The organism is Oceanobacillus sp. FSL H7-0719, assembly GCF_045040795.1.
GTDB lineage: Bacteria > Bacillota > Bacilli > Bacillales > Amphibacillaceae > Oceanobacillus.
Map to the genome: position 1 here is coordinate 1,672,964 of NZ_CP150301.1, position 15,620 is coordinate 1,688,583.

Annotated in this window: 16 protein-coding genes; 5 read left to right on the top strand and 11 right to left on the bottom strand. The window is 36.6% G+C overall.

The genetic code is table 11. The features are described 5' to 3' along the window. Positions 1–8: 8 nt before the first annotated feature. The 6 genes from NST93_RS08975 to NST93_RS09000 all read right to left on the bottom strand — a co-directional run bounded on the left by NST93_RS08975 (position 9) and on the right by NST93_RS09000 (position 5,353). Entirely contained in the window at positions 9–635 is a 627-nt protein-coding gene (locus NST93_RS08975; protein WP_405103291.1) for a response regulator, read from the bottom strand. Between the two features lie 15 nt (positions 636–650). Further along, complete coding sequence (locus NST93_RS08980; protein WP_405103293.1) at positions 651–1,688, bottom strand: histidine kinase; 1,038 nt, start codon at positions 1,686–1,688, stop codon at positions 651–653. A gap of 15 nt (positions 1,689–1,703) precedes the next feature. Then, entirely contained in the window at positions 1,704–2,468 is a 765-nt protein-coding gene (gene liaF / locus NST93_RS08985) for a cell wall-active antibiotics response protein LiaF (protein WP_405103295.1), read from the bottom strand. 140 nt (positions 2,469–2,608) lie between these two features. Next, entirely contained in the window at positions 2,609–3,247 is a 639-nt protein-coding gene (locus tag NST93_RS08990; RefSeq protein WP_405103297.1) for a phosphatase PAP2 family protein, read from the bottom strand. 152 nt (positions 3,248–3,399) lie between these two features. Then, positions 3,400–4,614 carry an ABC transporter permease gene (locus NST93_RS08995; RefSeq protein WP_405103298.1) on the bottom strand — a complete coding sequence of 405 codons (1,215 nt, stop codon included), beginning with the start codon at positions 4,612–4,614 and terminating at the stop codon, positions 3,400–3,402. Continuing rightward, positions 4,607–5,353 (bottom strand): ABC transporter ATP-binding protein, encoded by a 747-nt coding sequence (locus NST93_RS09000; protein ID WP_405103300.1) that lies wholly within the window; start codon positions 5,351–5,353, stop codon positions 4,607–4,609. The genes NST93_RS08995 and NST93_RS09000 overlap by 8 nt, the downstream gene beginning before the upstream one ends. A 556-nt stretch (positions 5,354–5,909) precedes the next feature. On the opposite strand from NST93_RS09000, the gene NST93_RS09005 reads away from it, so the two are divergent. From NST93_RS09005 to NST93_RS09015, 3 genes are all read left to right on the top strand, one after another. Further along, a complete protein-coding gene (locus NST93_RS09005) occupies positions 5,910–6,341 on the top strand; it encodes an HIT family protein (RefSeq protein WP_405103302.1) in 432 nt (143 codons plus the stop codon). A gap of 142 nt (positions 6,342–6,483) precedes the next feature. Next, on the top strand, positions 6,484–7,005 hold the full coding sequence (locus NST93_RS09010; RefSeq protein ID WP_405103304.1) for a tryptophan transporter: 522 nt from the start codon (positions 6,484–6,486) through the stop codon (positions 7,003–7,005). Positions 7,006–7,178: 173 nt separating this feature from the next. Further along, positions 7,179–7,514, top strand: a complete 336-nt coding sequence (locus tag NST93_RS09015) for a YtxH domain-containing protein (protein WP_405103306.1) — start codon at positions 7,179–7,181, stop codon at positions 7,512–7,514. Between the two features lie 149 nt (positions 7,515–7,663). On the opposite strand, the gene NST93_RS09020 is transcribed toward NST93_RS09015, so the two are convergent. Beyond that, entirely contained in the window at positions 7,664–8,020 is a 357-nt protein-coding gene (locus NST93_RS09020; RefSeq protein WP_405103308.1) for a DUF1878 family protein, read from the bottom strand. Positions 8,021–8,275: 255 nt separating this feature from the next. On the opposite strand from NST93_RS09020, the gene NST93_RS09025 reads away from it, so the two are divergent. Continuing rightward, positions 8,276–8,461: a hypothetical protein gene (locus tag NST93_RS09025; RefSeq protein ID WP_405103310.1), complete on the top strand. Its 186-nt coding sequence runs from the start codon at positions 8,276–8,278 to the stop codon at positions 8,459–8,461. A gap of 105 nt (positions 8,462–8,566) precedes the next feature. Next, positions 8,567–9,451 (top strand): peptidylprolyl isomerase, encoded by an 885-nt coding sequence (locus NST93_RS09030; RefSeq protein WP_405103312.1) that lies wholly within the window; start codon positions 8,567–8,569, stop codon positions 9,449–9,451. Between the two features lie 188 nt (positions 9,452–9,639). Here NST93_RS09030 and NST93_RS09035 read toward each other — a convergent pair whose 3' ends face one another. From NST93_RS09035 to NST93_RS09050, 4 genes are all read right to left on the bottom strand, one after another. Beyond that, positions 9,640–9,840, bottom strand: coding sequence for a sporulation YhaL family protein (locus NST93_RS09035; RefSeq protein ID WP_405103314.1), 201 nt, complete (start codon positions 9,838–9,840; stop codon positions 9,640–9,642). Positions 9,841–9,944: 104 nt separating this feature from the next. Next, the gene (locus tag NST93_RS09040) at positions 9,945–11,174 is read right to left on the bottom strand and encodes an HD domain-containing protein (RefSeq protein ID WP_405103316.1); all 1,230 of its coding nucleotides are present in this window, start codon (positions 11,172–11,174) and stop codon (positions 9,945–9,947) included. Between the two features lie 78 nt (positions 11,175–11,252). After that, complete coding sequence (locus tag NST93_RS09045; RefSeq protein WP_405103318.1) at positions 11,253–14,210, bottom strand: AAA family ATPase; 2,958 nt, start codon at positions 14,208–14,210, stop codon at positions 11,253–11,255. Next, positions 14,211–15,443: an exonuclease SbcCD subunit D gene (locus tag NST93_RS09050; RefSeq protein WP_405103320.1), complete on the bottom strand. Its 1,233-nt coding sequence runs from the start codon at positions 15,441–15,443 to the stop codon at positions 14,211–14,213. Positions 15,444–15,620: the final 177 nt, after the last annotated feature.

The window sequence follows — 15,620 nt, forward strand, 5'->3', positions numbered from 1 at the left end:
GTAAATAATTAAATCAAATGATTGCGATGAACATATACCGCCGCCTGTGTTCTGTCTTTTACTCCTAGCTTTGAGAGTATATTGCTGACATGTGTTTTCACTGTTTTAATGCCTATATACAGTTTCTCACTTATTTCTTGATTTGTCATTCCATTGCCAATACAAAGCAGCACTTCTAATTCTCTTTCCGTCAAATCATCATGCAGTTTCTTGTCTGATTTACGAAAGTTAGACATCATTTTCCCAGCAACCTTTGGTTCAATCACATTTTCTCCCTTTGCTGCTTTCATAATAACATCAACAATTTCCGAGGCTGAAGAGGTTTTTAAAATATAGCTGAATGCCCCTGCTTCAATAGCAGGGAAAATTTGTTCATCATCATAAAAGCTCGTTAAAATAATTATCCGGCAGTCCGGATAAAAAGCCATAATCTTTTGCGTTGCTTCAATTCCATTCCCATCCTCCATCATTAGATCCATAAGTACGACATCTGGCTTTTCGCTTTTTATAATAGGAAGACTTGCATTTCCACTGCTTGCCTGACCGACAACCTCAATATTGGACTCCGTGGTAAGATAAGCAATAATCCCTTTTCTTACAACCTCATGATCATCAACAACCACTACTCGAACCATCTATCATTTCCCCCTTTAGCATGGAATTCTAATATCGATATACGTCCCCTCACCTATATTCGACCTCAGCTTTAACGTGCCGCCGAGTTCCTCGCTCCGTTCATGCATTGTTTTTAAGCCATAAGATGTCTTTTTATCACTATTCCTGGTAACATCGAAACCTCTGCCATTATCCCGAATATGAACAAATAGTTCATTTTTCCGTTTCTTTATATCCAAGTTAACAAGTGACGCTTGGGAATGGCGAAGAATATTCGATAGCGCTTCCTGAATTATACGGAATACATGTTCCTCAGTTGCATCCGATAAAACAAGTTCATCTTCCATTTCAATATGGAAGTCAATTTGACTCCTTTTTTGCAGCTCTTTAATTAATTTGCGAACTCCTGTAGGGAGCGGGTCGCCTGACAAATGCACTGGTCTAAGATGAAGCAGCAATGCCCTCATCTCTGTCTGTGCCTGCAATGCGACACTCGCTGCTTCAGACATTTGCTCTTTCGCTAAACTAGGATGGGATTCAAACTGTTTCACAGCCGCCTCAGACATCATTGTTAGTGCAAATAGCTGCTGACTGACTGCATCATGCAAATCTCTGGCAAGTCGCTGTCTTTCTTCAATTACCGCCGATTTATGTGCTGACTTTGCAAATTCAGATTTTTCATCAGCCATACGCTGTAATGACTTTACCTGATCCTGCAACTTTTTCCCAAGTTCATTTAATTCATTGCCAATCCTTGTAACCTCATCCTCTTCTTCAAAGTGCACACTCGACAGATAATTACCATTTGAAAACTGTGTTATTAAGACAGATAGTGAGTCAAGTCTGGATTTCAGGTTTCCGCTTGAAGTAAAACCAGTATAGAGTGCAATGATTAGACCTAGGATAATATAGGTACTAATAAATAAAAAAATCGACACAGCAGTGAGCCACTCCGGTTCAAATAAAACATATACCGAAAGTAAAACTGCAAGCAACGTTACAGTCGTTATAATAAGTCCAGACAAATGAGAGTGGATAAAGACATAGCGAATACTTGAGAATCTTTTTTTCATCTATCTTCCCCCTCTCTAGACATGATCAAGCCGGATATTGCCCGCTTTTAATTTAATTACAAAATCTAATTTTCTTTCGGCATCCTCATAATTTTCTGTTTCATAATAACAAGAACGGTTTATTCCTCCCAAATCATTTCCGAGTATTTCAATCTCACCAGCCTTTACTGCTGCATCAATTCGAAATTCAATATTCTCAGGCATCAGGATATGCACATCTCCCGCTAACGATCGTATATGGATTGGTGTTTCTTTTTCTGGAATAAAAGCCTTTGAGAAATCAAGATAAAAGTCACCAGCCATTGTGTTAATATTCATCGGTTCGACTTTCCAATTTGGTTTACTATAATTTTGACTGCCAACTACGAATTTTTGTGCACCTTTATTCTTTTTCGATTTGTTAGTTGAAACATCAGGTTCATATTCAATTACAAATTTATCCGAATTTCTTCCCAGGCCAAATAATTCAAAACCAACATAGATAATTAACAAAGGCCAAAGTTTAAAAATATCTTTAAAATAGAATGTAATATATTCAAATCTATCTAATAAGAGTAAACCTCCGAACACGATAGAAAACAAACCCAAAAACCAATTTGTTCCACGTTTTCTAAAAAAGTCAAATAACCACTTCAAACCCATTACAAGAATAAAAACTGGATAGATGTGATGCCAAAGCGAGCCAAGTCCAAAGTCAATCACTCCAACATTAGCAAATACAAGCATAATTCCTGCACCAATTAATAATACCGCTAAGAAATATCTAATGAAGTTATTCATGCGTATCACCCTTTTCTGTTTAAACTAAGCTCATTCAATCACCTTTTCAGTATTGTAAAGTCTATCTCAAGCTAGTTAATAATAGTTTATTATGTATTCCCCTTTTCGATAACCAACTCCAGATTGCTTTTTTCTCCGCCTTAAGACGGAGAACGTTTTGTATTGATTCGCTCATATAAATAAATAAAACCGCGTAATAATAAGAAACCAAAGAAAAATCCTGCAATAATATCTGTCAAATAATGCACATTAATAACATATCTGCTTATTCCAATCAAAAATATAAGTAAAGAAAATAAAATCTGCACCAGCAGGATTGCTGTTTTTGATCTTAGCCTTTTTGTAATAAAATAGGCTAAGAGTCCATAACAAACCATCGAGATCATCGCGTGTCCAGAAGGGAAGCTGTAACCTTCTGCGTTCGCTTCAGCCAGGATGCTCGGTCTTTCTCTAGTTACAATTTTTTTAATAAAAACATTAACAAAGTGGGCAATTAATATCCCTCCTGCAAAGGTAAACGCTGGAAGCCAGTGCTTAAACCAAATAAAGAGCAAAATAGCAGTAATCACTACAAATGGATAAAGGAAGAATTCCGAACCAAGATTTGTTACTATCCGAAAGAAATCATACAGCAGAGAGCCTTCAAATTGTCTGACAGGTCCTCTTGTAAATGCATCAACATAAGGCATTTGATTATTCATAATACGAAAAGTCCAAATTCCTACCGCTGCAACTATCAAAATAAGAAGAAATATACTTATATTTTTACCCCGCTTCATCTTCATCCTCCAAACATATGATTAAAAATTAACTGAATACTATTCTAATATACTAAACAAATAAATGTGTTGAAACAAAAAAACGCCCCATCCAGACAACCTGTTGAAGCGCTTTTTGTATATGAATCAATTTTAAATTATATTTATATATATCACAGCAATTTCTTTTTCACATAACCATTTACAAAAATAACGGTAAATAGAGTTCCTGCAATTAATGCGAGTAAAGCTCCCAAATATGCTTGAGTAAACAGGAAGATCATTGCAAAGAGTATCGTTTGCAGAATACTTAGCTGATAAATCATTTTCAGCATAGCCGTACTGCGATCCTTCATATCGACTGGATAAATATCAAGCCACATTACCGTACGATGATGTTGGTAAAGTGCCATCATCTGGAAGCTGCTCAAATAAATAAACAAAATAACAAATAAAAGCTTTATCCATAAATTTGGAATGACATAAATAAAGATGCCGCCAATTACAATTAATCGGAAGTACATCCCTAGATAATCTCCGCTTCGAACAAAAGTAATGCGATACAAATAATCGAAAGAATGGCGATTTTCAAATGGAATGTTTCTCGTTACAAGCGACACAAGCCACTGCCTTTTGCTTACTCGGCTTTTAATATGCGGAACATCACTAAACATATTGGCAATCCGGTAAAAAGATTGCATTCGATTCTGATCCTTTTCAAGTAAGAGGTCCCATAGAATTCCCTGCTGCTTTCTTGATAAAGAATAATCATATAAGAAAAGTACAGCAAAAAGTACTGTCATGATGCCTGCGAAAACCATCTCACCCGCAATAATAAAGTAAAAAACAAGAACATTAATCACAGTGCGAATCAATAATTCAATGCGCCGAGAACTTTTTTCTCTTATTTTATACATCCACCAATTAACAAATAAGTTTGCGACTTTAAAAAATAGTAAAATGACAATTGTCAATAAATAGGGATTGCCTTCTCGATCGGGAAAACTTGCAGTGTAAAGTGGACCAAAGGCTGCTGCAATAAGCAAGATTAAATAAAGTTGAATAACAAAGCTGTAAATAATTGAATTACGAAAATAAGAACGCATCTTTTCTTCAGCAGCAATTAGAAATACAAGATCAGGCTCTTTCAATAATGTTCGTACTGGGCTATAACTTACAAGCAGTCCAAAAGCCAGACCAATTATGATTGCAGTTGGAAAGTCTTCTGGCAGTTGAGCCAGCCATGCCTGGTAATAATATGCAATTGCCGCAATAAAGAAAAGAATTGCAAAAGCGATATGACCGTTAAAAATATAACGCATATACCGACTCAGTTCTTTAATATGCATAGATAGACGTTTTTTATAAAAGGCATGAGAATCAAACATGGCTATCCTCTTCCTTTGTCAGTTGTAAATATAAATCATCTAAAGTGGCATCTGGCATATTAAAACTTTCACGCAGATCTGTTAAAGTTCCATATGCACGAATCTCGCCCTCATGTAAAATAATAAAACGATCACAATAACGTTCCGCAGTAGCTAATATATGGGTTGACATCAGAACTCCTGAACCCTTCTGCTTCATCTCTTCCATCAGCTGCAGGTAAGAAGCAATGCCAAGCGGATCCAGTCCCACAAATGGCTCGTCCACAATATAAAGTGGCGGCTCAATTAAAAATGCGCACATAATCATTACTTTTTGTCGCATTCCTTTTGAAAAATGCACAGGGAACCAGTTTAGCTTTTTCTCCATGCGGAATTCTTTTAACAATGGATCAAGGCGTTCCTTAAAGACTTTTTCAGGAATACCATATGTCATTGCTGTTAAACGCAAATGCTCATAAAGTGTCAGCTCATCATATAAGATTGGCATTTCAGGAATGTATGCCATTTGGTTTCGGTAAGCTGTTGGATCATCTTTGAACGTTTTACCATTCACAATTACATCGCCTTTTTTGGGATGCATTAATCCAATAATATGTTTAATTGCAGTACTCTTGCCTGCACCATTTAAGCCAATTAATCCCACAATTTCATTTGGATATACATCAAAAGAAATGCCATGCAAAACATTCTTATGTGTATAGCCGCCATGAAGATTTTCAATATGCAACAATGATTCCACGGGCCTGCCTCCTTCTATCCTTTCAATAATTTTATCATCTTTAAGTTGGATTGCCAAAGTATACTGCGAAAAAAACTTCGACAGGATTTTCAAGATTGAATGCATAAGAAAAGTCCTGCTGAACAAAATAAGAATCGAAGGTATTGGAATACACACAATGGATTTGATGTTATACACAAATGAGGTGTTTATGATGCCAAATAACGTGTTATTCAAAAAAACTGTGAATGCAGACGCCGCTTAACCTGCTTTTCAACTTTTTCGAGGGATATTTAGATATACTTTTGAAAAAGTGCTTGTAAACGAAGTAGCTTCGCTGCAACTTTCGTTTGCAATCCCCACCATTAAGCTGCTGCTTCGTATTCCTTGCCTTCTTAAAGCAGGCTGGTTCTCCCCCTTGAACCAGTCCTGTTTCTATTTGTAATCACCGGTTATCCTCTGATAATACCCAGGATCAGTATAGTCAGAAGGAAACACTGTTCTTGTTTGTTTTTGATATTTCCTCTCCCCAACGTTACAATATAGATAATATTTCAATAAAAGGAGTGGAGTTTTTATGAGTCATGAGGATTGTATCTTCTGTAAAATTATTGATGGTGATATTCCATCCGCAAAGGTTTATGAGGATGAGCATGTTTATGCATTTCTCGACATTAGTCAAGTAACAAAAGGACATACTTTGATTATTCCAAAGACACATACAAAGAATATTTATGAAACACCGCCGGAAGTTGCTAAAGAACTCTTTGCACGTGTGCCAGCGATTGCCAATGCAATTAAAGAAGCATACAAGCCTTTAGGAATGAATGTGCTTAATAATAATGAAGCAGCTGCTGAACAATCTGTATTTCATCTCCACCTTCATCTCATTCCACGCTATGGTGAAGGAGACGGATACTCGCCAAACTGGACAACACATAATGACGATTACGGCAATGATGACCTTCAAAACATAGCAAGTGAGATTAATCAGAAAATCCAATTGTAAAAGCAAAAAAGATTGTAACGTATACTATCTATTTATATTTTAGTCTGTTATACTTGTAACAAGAATATTTCGCAGCTGACAATGAGTGTACAGCTGGAAATAGCCGGTAGATGAGATAAGAATAGAATAGGAGAGATGAGTTTTGAAAATTAGAATTCTAGTTATTTTAGCGTTGCTTGTAGGGATTGGAGCAGTTTTGCACGCAATTATTCCACCATTATTTTTCGGTGTGAAGCCTGACATGCTGTTGTCCATGATGTTCTTGGGGATACTCTTATTCCCTAAACCGAAGTATGTTCTCATACTTTCGCTTGCAACTGGGATTATGTCAGCCCTAACAACTGGTGCGCCAGGCGGTCAAATTGCTAATATGATTGATAAACCAATTACAGCATTTATTATTCTTGGAATCTACTTAGTAATTAAAGACCGTGTGAGTCCAACTATTACTGCTCCAACACTCGCTGGAATTGGAACATTAATAAGCGGAACAATTTTTGTTACAGTAATTTCAATGATTGCTGGAATTCCGGACGGCGGCCTGCTTTCATTATTCTTGCTTGTCGTACTACCAGCAGTTGCACTCAATGCAGTAATTATGGTGATTGTTTATCCAGTAGTGCAAGGAATTTTCAAACGAGCAAATCCATTATCTATTTCCTGAAAAACCAAAAAGTCCTCTGGCAATTCATTGTCGGAGGATTTTTTCAGCAGAAAATTTAGCACCTGGTCTTAATCATGTTATAATGAAAATATACCAGCTGCACTTTCTTCTCATGTTTCGTTTAATAGGAAAGAGTGAAAACAGCAGTAAAGAGTGAAAGGAGCAAATACATTATGTCTAGTAAATCATTAGTTCTTGGACTCCTTGTTGGGGGTACGATTGGTGTATCAGCTGCACTATTAAGCACTCCAGAATCAGGACGTGACGTACGACTTCGGATTAAAGAACAACTATTTGAAATGAAAAACATCCTCATCAGTCTGAAGGATCAGTTAAGTGAAACATCTAAAGAAGGTGTCGTGATTGTTAAAGAACTCACAGAGGAAATGAAAAAATCTGTTGAGGAATGGAAAGAAACGGTCGAACCCCATCAAGAAGGTATTTATCAATACCTTGAACAAATAGAAGCAAGCTTGAAAGATCTTGAAAACAAAGTGAAAAATGTTTAACAAAAGCGGAATTTTCCTAAGCTAACTCCCGCACATATTATTATTTGACAGCTTATTATGAGGTAATGCATCTTAACCAACCTGTTTGGTGTGGAAGTTGCGTTTTATTTAATGCAGACAAAAATAAACACCCCCGACTAAAGGAGTGTTTATTTTTGTCTTTTGCCTTTTGCTCTTTCTTCCTTGATTATTTTTAAAAACTCATCCATCAAATCCGGAAAATAATTTTCTTTTCGCAAAGCGTAGATGGTTTCGTCGGGATTAAGTTTTTCATTGAGCATCCCTGCAAACTCTATGAGCAATGAACTGAAATTGAGAAAACCTTCTTCTTTCTGCTGCACATATAAGGTGTTTTGTCGTTCTAAGAGGGTAAAGAGGTCTTCATATTCATCCTGATCAATGTTATTCTCAATTATTATTTTTATTAGAGGATATTTATTCATATCGATTATTTTTGAAAGTAACTGGATCTGAAAAGATGCTTTACTCTGGTTATCCTCCTTCATTGCATTTCCCCCCAAAAAAGTAATTCATTCAATCTCTCGTATGTTTTAAAAGATATAATATGTAAATTATCATACCACGAAAAACTTTACATTTATAGCAAGCTTAATAAAAATTCTCCCGTTTTATTGCCTTATACCTTATCTTCTATCATAGCAATAATAGGACAGCCTAGCCAATTAGGACTGTTCATTGATCTCTTTTTTTGATACAGTTAGTTGTAGAGATTTTTCGTGTTCTTAGGGGGGATTTTACTTTTGTTAATTTTTTATCTAATCTTTGCATTTATCGTGTTATTTATATTTAATACAATGGCTTATAGTTTTTGCAGAAAAATGGAATTAAATGAGCTGCGTTCTAAAAAAGTCTACAAAGTAATTAATATGATTATGGTGACTATGCTCGTCTGCTCTTATTTGCGCATTTTAAATGTGGCAGTTTAAAGGTATTTATGAGGTATTCTCCATTTTACTATTTTTTTCATAATAAAGTATGGTATATTAACAATGTGAAAAACAGACGACAATATTGATTAGGAGTGTTAGTAAATGAAAAAGTTAGCTATGGCAGCATTAGTTACAGCCAGTGCGCTCACGCTTGCTGCATGCAGCTCTGACGATTCAGAGGCAGTAGTTGAAACAAGCGCTGGAAACATAACAAAGGACGAGTTCTATGAAGAGTTAAAAGATCGTTACGGTGAAGATGTTCTTACTGAATTAGTAACAGTTAAAGTTTTAGAAGATAAATACGAAGTAACGGATAAAATGGTTGAACAGGAAATTGAAAAAGCAAAAGAACAATTTGGCGAGAACTTTGAAATGGTTCTGCAGCAAAGCGGATTTGCATCTGAGGAAGAGTATGCTGATGTCCTGTATGTGAGCCTATTGCAAGAACAAGCTTTAGCAGAGGATATTGAAGTAACAGACGAAGAAATCGAAAAACGCTATAATCGTTCAAAAGTTGAAATCGATGCACAGCACATACTTGTAGCTGATGAAGAAACAGCGAAAGAAGTAAAATCTAAACTTGATGATGGCGAAGACTTCGGTGAGCTGGCAGCAGAATATTCTATGGATGGCAGTGCACAGGATGAAGGAAATCTAGGCTACTTCACAGCTGGGGACATGGTTGCTGAATTTGAGAATGCAGCATATGACATGGAGGCTGGAGAAGTAAGTGAGCCAGTTGAAACAGAGCACGGATTCCATATTATTAAAGTAAATGAAAAACGTGACGTTGAAGAAGATATTGGTAAACTTGAAGATGTAAAAGACGATATCCGCCGTGAAATTCAAATTTCGAAAATGGATATGTCTCAAGCATCAGCTAAAATTGATAGTTTAATTCAAGAGTCAGATGTGAAAGTAAACATTGAGGACTTTAAAGATTTATTCGAAACAACTGATAAGAAAGAAGAAGAAGCACAAGGCTAAAAATAAAAAGAAGCTGCTCCCGCTTTATGTGGAGACAGCTTCTTTTTTACTGTATAACACTTATCAATAAGAATGGAAAACACCTTTTTTAAGTGGGTGATTCCAACAGCCAAATAAGGGGCCGGCGATTGGCTCAGCTAACATGTGGAAAAGGGCGGAGGTCCTCTCTCGCAGAATGAAGTTTCACATCATACGTCTTCTTCACTTCTCCGCATCGCTTTCTCCTGCTTTTCCTTGCTCATTCGATCGATATAAATTTGACCTTCCTGTTCAATATATTGCTGATCCAATTTCCTGTCTGCCTGGATAGCCCGAAAAGCCATGTAACCACTGAATAATATCAATAAAATGATAATAAACACCCATAAAGGAATACCACCAATTATCATTCTGCAACTCCCCCTTGTCCAAGTGTTTCTATCTTAACTATATGAACAAACGAAACAAAAAATGACAGATAAAAGGTATATTCAGGGGCTGTACTCGCTTCCCGCTATTTCACAGTTTCAGTATTTTCATAGCGGCTATCGAGGAAATCAACGATATGAATAATATATCCTTCAATTGTTTGCGGGTTTCGTACAGCTGCTCCCCATTCAGGCAGCCCATGATGACATAAGATACAATGTGACATCAAGTGAATCTCCTCGAGTGAAAAGACGATTTCTTCCTTCTCAAGGATTTTCGTTAAAATTAACACACCATATGGAATATGACCTATCATGACACCCAGTTCATCCATCGTAATCCCTGTTTCTTTACGATTCAGCAGACTGTCATTTGTTGCTGTTGGATAAAGAAAGGAAAACGCTTCATACTTCTTCCCGGCAAAATCATATTCTAATAGCTTTCCAATATCATGCAGAAGGACACTTGTCAGCAGTGCATCATAATTTGGTTCAGTATCTTTATGCTCCATCATACCTGAAAGCATATAGTATAAATGATCAATTGTATCTTTCCAAACTATTTTTTGTGCAGTATCCTCAGCTTGGTAATTCAACCATAATTCCTTTTTATATGCTTTTTCTACAACATGAATCAGCTTCATTACTGCTTGATGAGGATTTTCTTCCTGTTTTAAAATATAGCGGGTAAAGCGCATTAAACCAACTGTATGCTTGAGCAATCCACCTAAATAATTGTGGTGGAATCCCTTGGCTGCAGGACTTAAACGGAATTGCTCCCAAAACTGATTCATAAGTGCCAGGGACAGATTTTTGTATGGAGCAGCCAACTCATTTAAATAGGAAAATAATTCTACTGTCAGATCTTCCATGCTTTGCTTTGTATATGGCAAAAATGAAAATGGGTTAACAGCTTCTTCACACGGAGTGATTTGATAGACAGTCAACGATTTGAAGCCGCGAAATTCATCTACGACCCCCTCTATATCAAATATGGAATGTGCATCAAGCAATGGTTTAAATCGTTCAACTGCGCCCTGATTATCCCACATTTTTGCTTGGATTGTTCCTGCATTATTGCTAAATACCATTTTTAAAAATTGTTTATTTGTTTTCGTTGTCTGAACACTTGCTTCATTTAAAAGCACGCGTATTGCAACACTGTTTCCCTTTACTTCATTATCAAGATTAAAAAACTGTTCACGATTCGGCAGATTAGGTACTGGATAGTCTACAAGCAATTGCTCTTTTTCTTCTTCTGTCATATCAAATACTATCGGAATAAAATCATAAAAATAGTTCTTCGCATCTGTCATTATTTATCACTCCAAAAAAAGTCTATGATACTATTCTAACGTAAATCGGAAGCTGATGAAAATAATGAACAACAAATACTATAGTTCTATGCATCGTATATGCAACTGCTCACACGCATCCCGTACATCATTCTTACAGGTAAACATAATAACCTGCTGTTCTGCTGCTGTTTCGGCAAGCACCTTGATCATTCGTTTTACTCGCACCTCATCGAAATGAACAAATGCATCATCAAGTAAAAATGGGAGCTGATGACTTTCTGCCATCACTTTGCTGATTGCTAGTCTTAATGATACATAGAGTTGATTCATTGTTCCTTGAGATAATTCATTCACCGTAAATCTGAGACCATCTGCTGCCATTAAACGAAAAGGCTCTTTATTTTCCGGTGAGTAAACAGACACATATTTGCCAGCTGTTACGGTATTTAAAAAATGAGCAGTTTCTTCCATAACCTTTGCTAAATATTTATCACGATAATTCTCTTTCGTCTCTGCCAGCACCTCTTTTTCCGCCTTAATCATTGCCCATTCTTTTGCCAGCCGGTTTAATTTTTCTTTTTCTATTTCGAATTGATGTATTTTTTCTGAGTGAGCATCAGAGCTCTCTAACCGTTTCAACTCAGCATTAATTTCTGCGAGCTGTGTACGTGAAGCTTCGATTGATCCATCAAAGGATGTTATGTTTACCTCTAATGCCTCTTGCAGCTGCTGTAATTCGAGTGCATCAAACTGTTCATGTATAAAAACTTTCCATGTATTATTAGGAAAAGCTGTATCCAGCTGACGCTTAGTCATTTCAAGTGCTGATTCCAGCTTCGCTTTTTCAGCAACAGCATTTGCCCGCTTATAAAATTCCTCTTCAGAATTTGTATGTGCAATTGCAAATAGCTGATTCATCTCATCCGTATATACAGACATTCTCTTTTCCAGATTATGAATCTTTTCATGCACTTCACTGAGCATTTCATTATAATGAGAAATTCGCTGTTTCGTTTCCTGCTCTACTTTCAGTAAGTTTTGGATATCTGCTAGTATGCGTACTATATCCTTTTCCTGCTTTTCTAAGAAAATCATTCCCATGGAAGATATAATTGCCTTTTTTAACTGCTTCTGTTCATTATACATATCGTTTATTTGGACAGCAGTCTGATTATACTCTTCATTCCATTTCAACAAAGACTTGAGACGCTGATAATACTCAGGCCAATAGCTTAAATTAATTTGTTTTAAATAAGGATAGAGTGTATATTGTTCCTCTAATTGCTGAAGATAGCGTTTATCTTTTTCAAGGAAGATCCGGTTTTTTTCTGCCCATTTCAGCAGTTTAATATTTTGGCTTTCTAATGCAGTTTGCAGCCGCTCCATTTCGTCGTGTTTATCGGCTTCCTCCTTTAATTGTCTCTCAATTGCAAGGAGTTCTTCTGGAGATAGCTGTTCTTTTCTCTCCAGCGTAATCGGTGATTGCAGCATTCTTTCCAGCTGTTTGATATTTTGCTTTGTTAAAAACCATTGGGTGACTCCGATAATGAATATAATGAAACTTAAACCATAAAGGGAACGCTGATCGGTAAAGTAAGCTGCAATCATACCCACTGCAAACAACAACATACTTCCTCTAAAAATGCGGTTGGTTCCTTTTAGTTTCTGTTCCTTCTCTTTTTCAAAATGCTGCCCCTTCTGAATTGAAGCTTCATGCAGTCGTTCTAACTGTGCATACTCCTTCCCTTGATTCAGTTTATTTTTCATCGTGGCAGCTTTTTCATCAGACAAAAGTGTTGAGACTTGGTAATTCAATTCATTTTCCAGATATTTTTGTTCTTCAATTAAACCACGTTCTTCACTTTGAAGGTTTGCCGATTCTAATGCAAGCATTTCTTTATCAGATTTCAGCTGCTTCCATGTTTCTTCGATATAGAACGGTAATGCTATCTCATCCAAGTCTGGATGGCTTAAATTGATATGTAAGTAATCCAATTCTTCAGCAATGTCTTTTTTTAATGCAGCTTGCTTTGTTTGCAGCTCAGCTATATGATTTTCTAAAACGATATACCTTTCAGCTGCTTGCTGTTTATCTTTGATTTCCTGAAGCACATCTTTACTAATTCTCTGTTTCTCCAGCGCTTTCAACTGTTCTGTACTTCTGGATTGATTATCCTTTAGCACTGCTAACTCACTTTCAAGCGGCCTGAGCTCGTCCTTTATTTTTTCTAGTCGTTCAAGTCCATTCTCCGGGAAAGCCAGCTCCTCAAGATAATCCTGCTGCTTCAATATAAGATATTGATATTCCTGGATAACAGGAAGTGCTGTGCGCTGTTTGGAGAGGTAATTTTTTTCTCTTTCTGCTTCCTGTTTTTCTAATTGTAATTCCTCAAGATGATTCAGAAGCCTTTCAGCTTCAATATGCTTTTTACGATAGCTCGCCTCTTCTTTTAGATTGTTTTGTAATTGTTCAGCTAAATCATTTAATTGCTGCAGTTGTTTATTAATGATTGGATTTTTTCCTTGGGGACGGAAGAGCTCGCTGAGACGCGCATCCAGCTGCTTTTCTACTTGATAGATATGATCTGATCCTGTTAAGCCAATACTTAGCAAAACTTCTCCCAAATCTTCTTCATTCATTTGCTGGATATGATTTAAATCAAGTGCTGAGAAAGAAAAGATTGCTGCGAATGTTTTTGGATTCATTCCTTTAAGGCGCTCTTTTAGCCAAGATTCGTCAAAGGTTTCTCCAGAATCCATAAAGCAGATCGCTGCCCCGTTATACTTATCATCAAATCGCTCAATCGTAAATTCACCGATATATGAATCATAAAGCACAAGCTGCCCGCCAAGTTTGCTGCTTGTTTTTGGCTGATAATATTTCCGCTGTTTTGGCGGCATGCCAAATAACATAAAAAGAATAAACTGATGGAAGGTTGATTTTCCCGATTCATTTTCTCCATAAATAAATACTGGTCCTTCTTTCGGCATTTCAAGTGAATAGTCTACCCACTGACCGAAACCGAATATATTTGCCCGTATAATTCTCATCATTTATCTACCTCCCTTCACCAGTTCATCGAATAATCGTTCACGTGCTTCTTTGATTATTTCCTGTTCTTCCTCTTGAGATGGAGTTTCTAAATATTTCCTTGCCTGCTTATGCTGATAAAGCTCCTGCAAGTAATCTTGTATAACAGCTCCGTCAAAACGGTCAGCTAGCTCAGCTAAGAAGTGTTCACCATAATTCGCTTCGTAATCGGTAATTTCTTTCTTAATTTCTATAGATATGCGAAAAATTTGCATCCAAGGGTTATTATTTATAATCGTATCATTAACAATCTCAATTATTTCTTCAAGTTCACCTGAAGAATGCCAAGTTCTTAAAGCATCATGCTCTGCAAAAAGATGTAAATCAATCAGCTGGGGACTCTTCTCAAGCTGCTTTTCTAAGCTGCTTTGTATTATGGACTCAAGCTGGTAAACTTTACTACATGAGGAAACATCTACTGTTAATGGTGTAAATAGAATTGCTTGAAGCGGGATGAAACTGTGTTCTATGTTTGTCTTTGAAAGCTTCACATAATAACAGCCCTTCTCCCCTGTTTCTTTGCGATTTCGCCCTTGTGTATTACCTGGATAAATAATTGGCGGGTCTTCTTTTAATACCGCACGTTTATGGATATGACCAAGTGCCCAATAATCAAAATCATGATTTGCCAGTTCTGAAAGCTGAAATGGTGCATATGTGTCATGCTCCGTATTTCCTTGAAGACTGCCGTGAAGCATGGCAATATGAAAAGCAGCTTCCGGATACTGAATTGAATATTCACTTGTTTTATTCACGTCAACCCCGCGATTAACATAGCTGAACCCTGTTATTGAAGCGAAAGGCACCCCATCCTTTTCAAAAAGAAAGGAGCGGACCACATCATCCGGGAAAATATAGACGTTTTTTGGATAAGTAACTTTATGAATATTTCCATTTATATAATCATGATTTCCATAGCTTAAGTACACATTAATAGCCTGTTTCTCTAAACGTTCAAATGCTTTTTTCAAACGAATTTGTGCCTTTAAGCTTTGCTTTTCGTTATCAAATAGATCTCCCGATATCAAAATAAAGTTCACTTGTTTGCTAATTGCTGCTTCAACCAGACGATCTAATGCTAGAAAAGTGCTTTCTTTTATTTCATGAAAAATATGCGCTGGTGTGTGACTCAGCCCTTTAAATGGGCTATCTAAATGCAAGTCAGCAGCATGAATAAAAGTAATTTCATGATTCATAACCGTTCCCCCCGTTCATTCTGTCTCCTTCATATTCTACCAAACAATAAATGAGAATGCACGTTCTGTTCATTTGTTTTATACGATAGTGAAGTAAATATGCTCATCTATTTAAATTTGTGGAAGAGCACAAGCTTCTTAAAAAAAATAGTTCCAAGCATCATAATTGATTGCCTG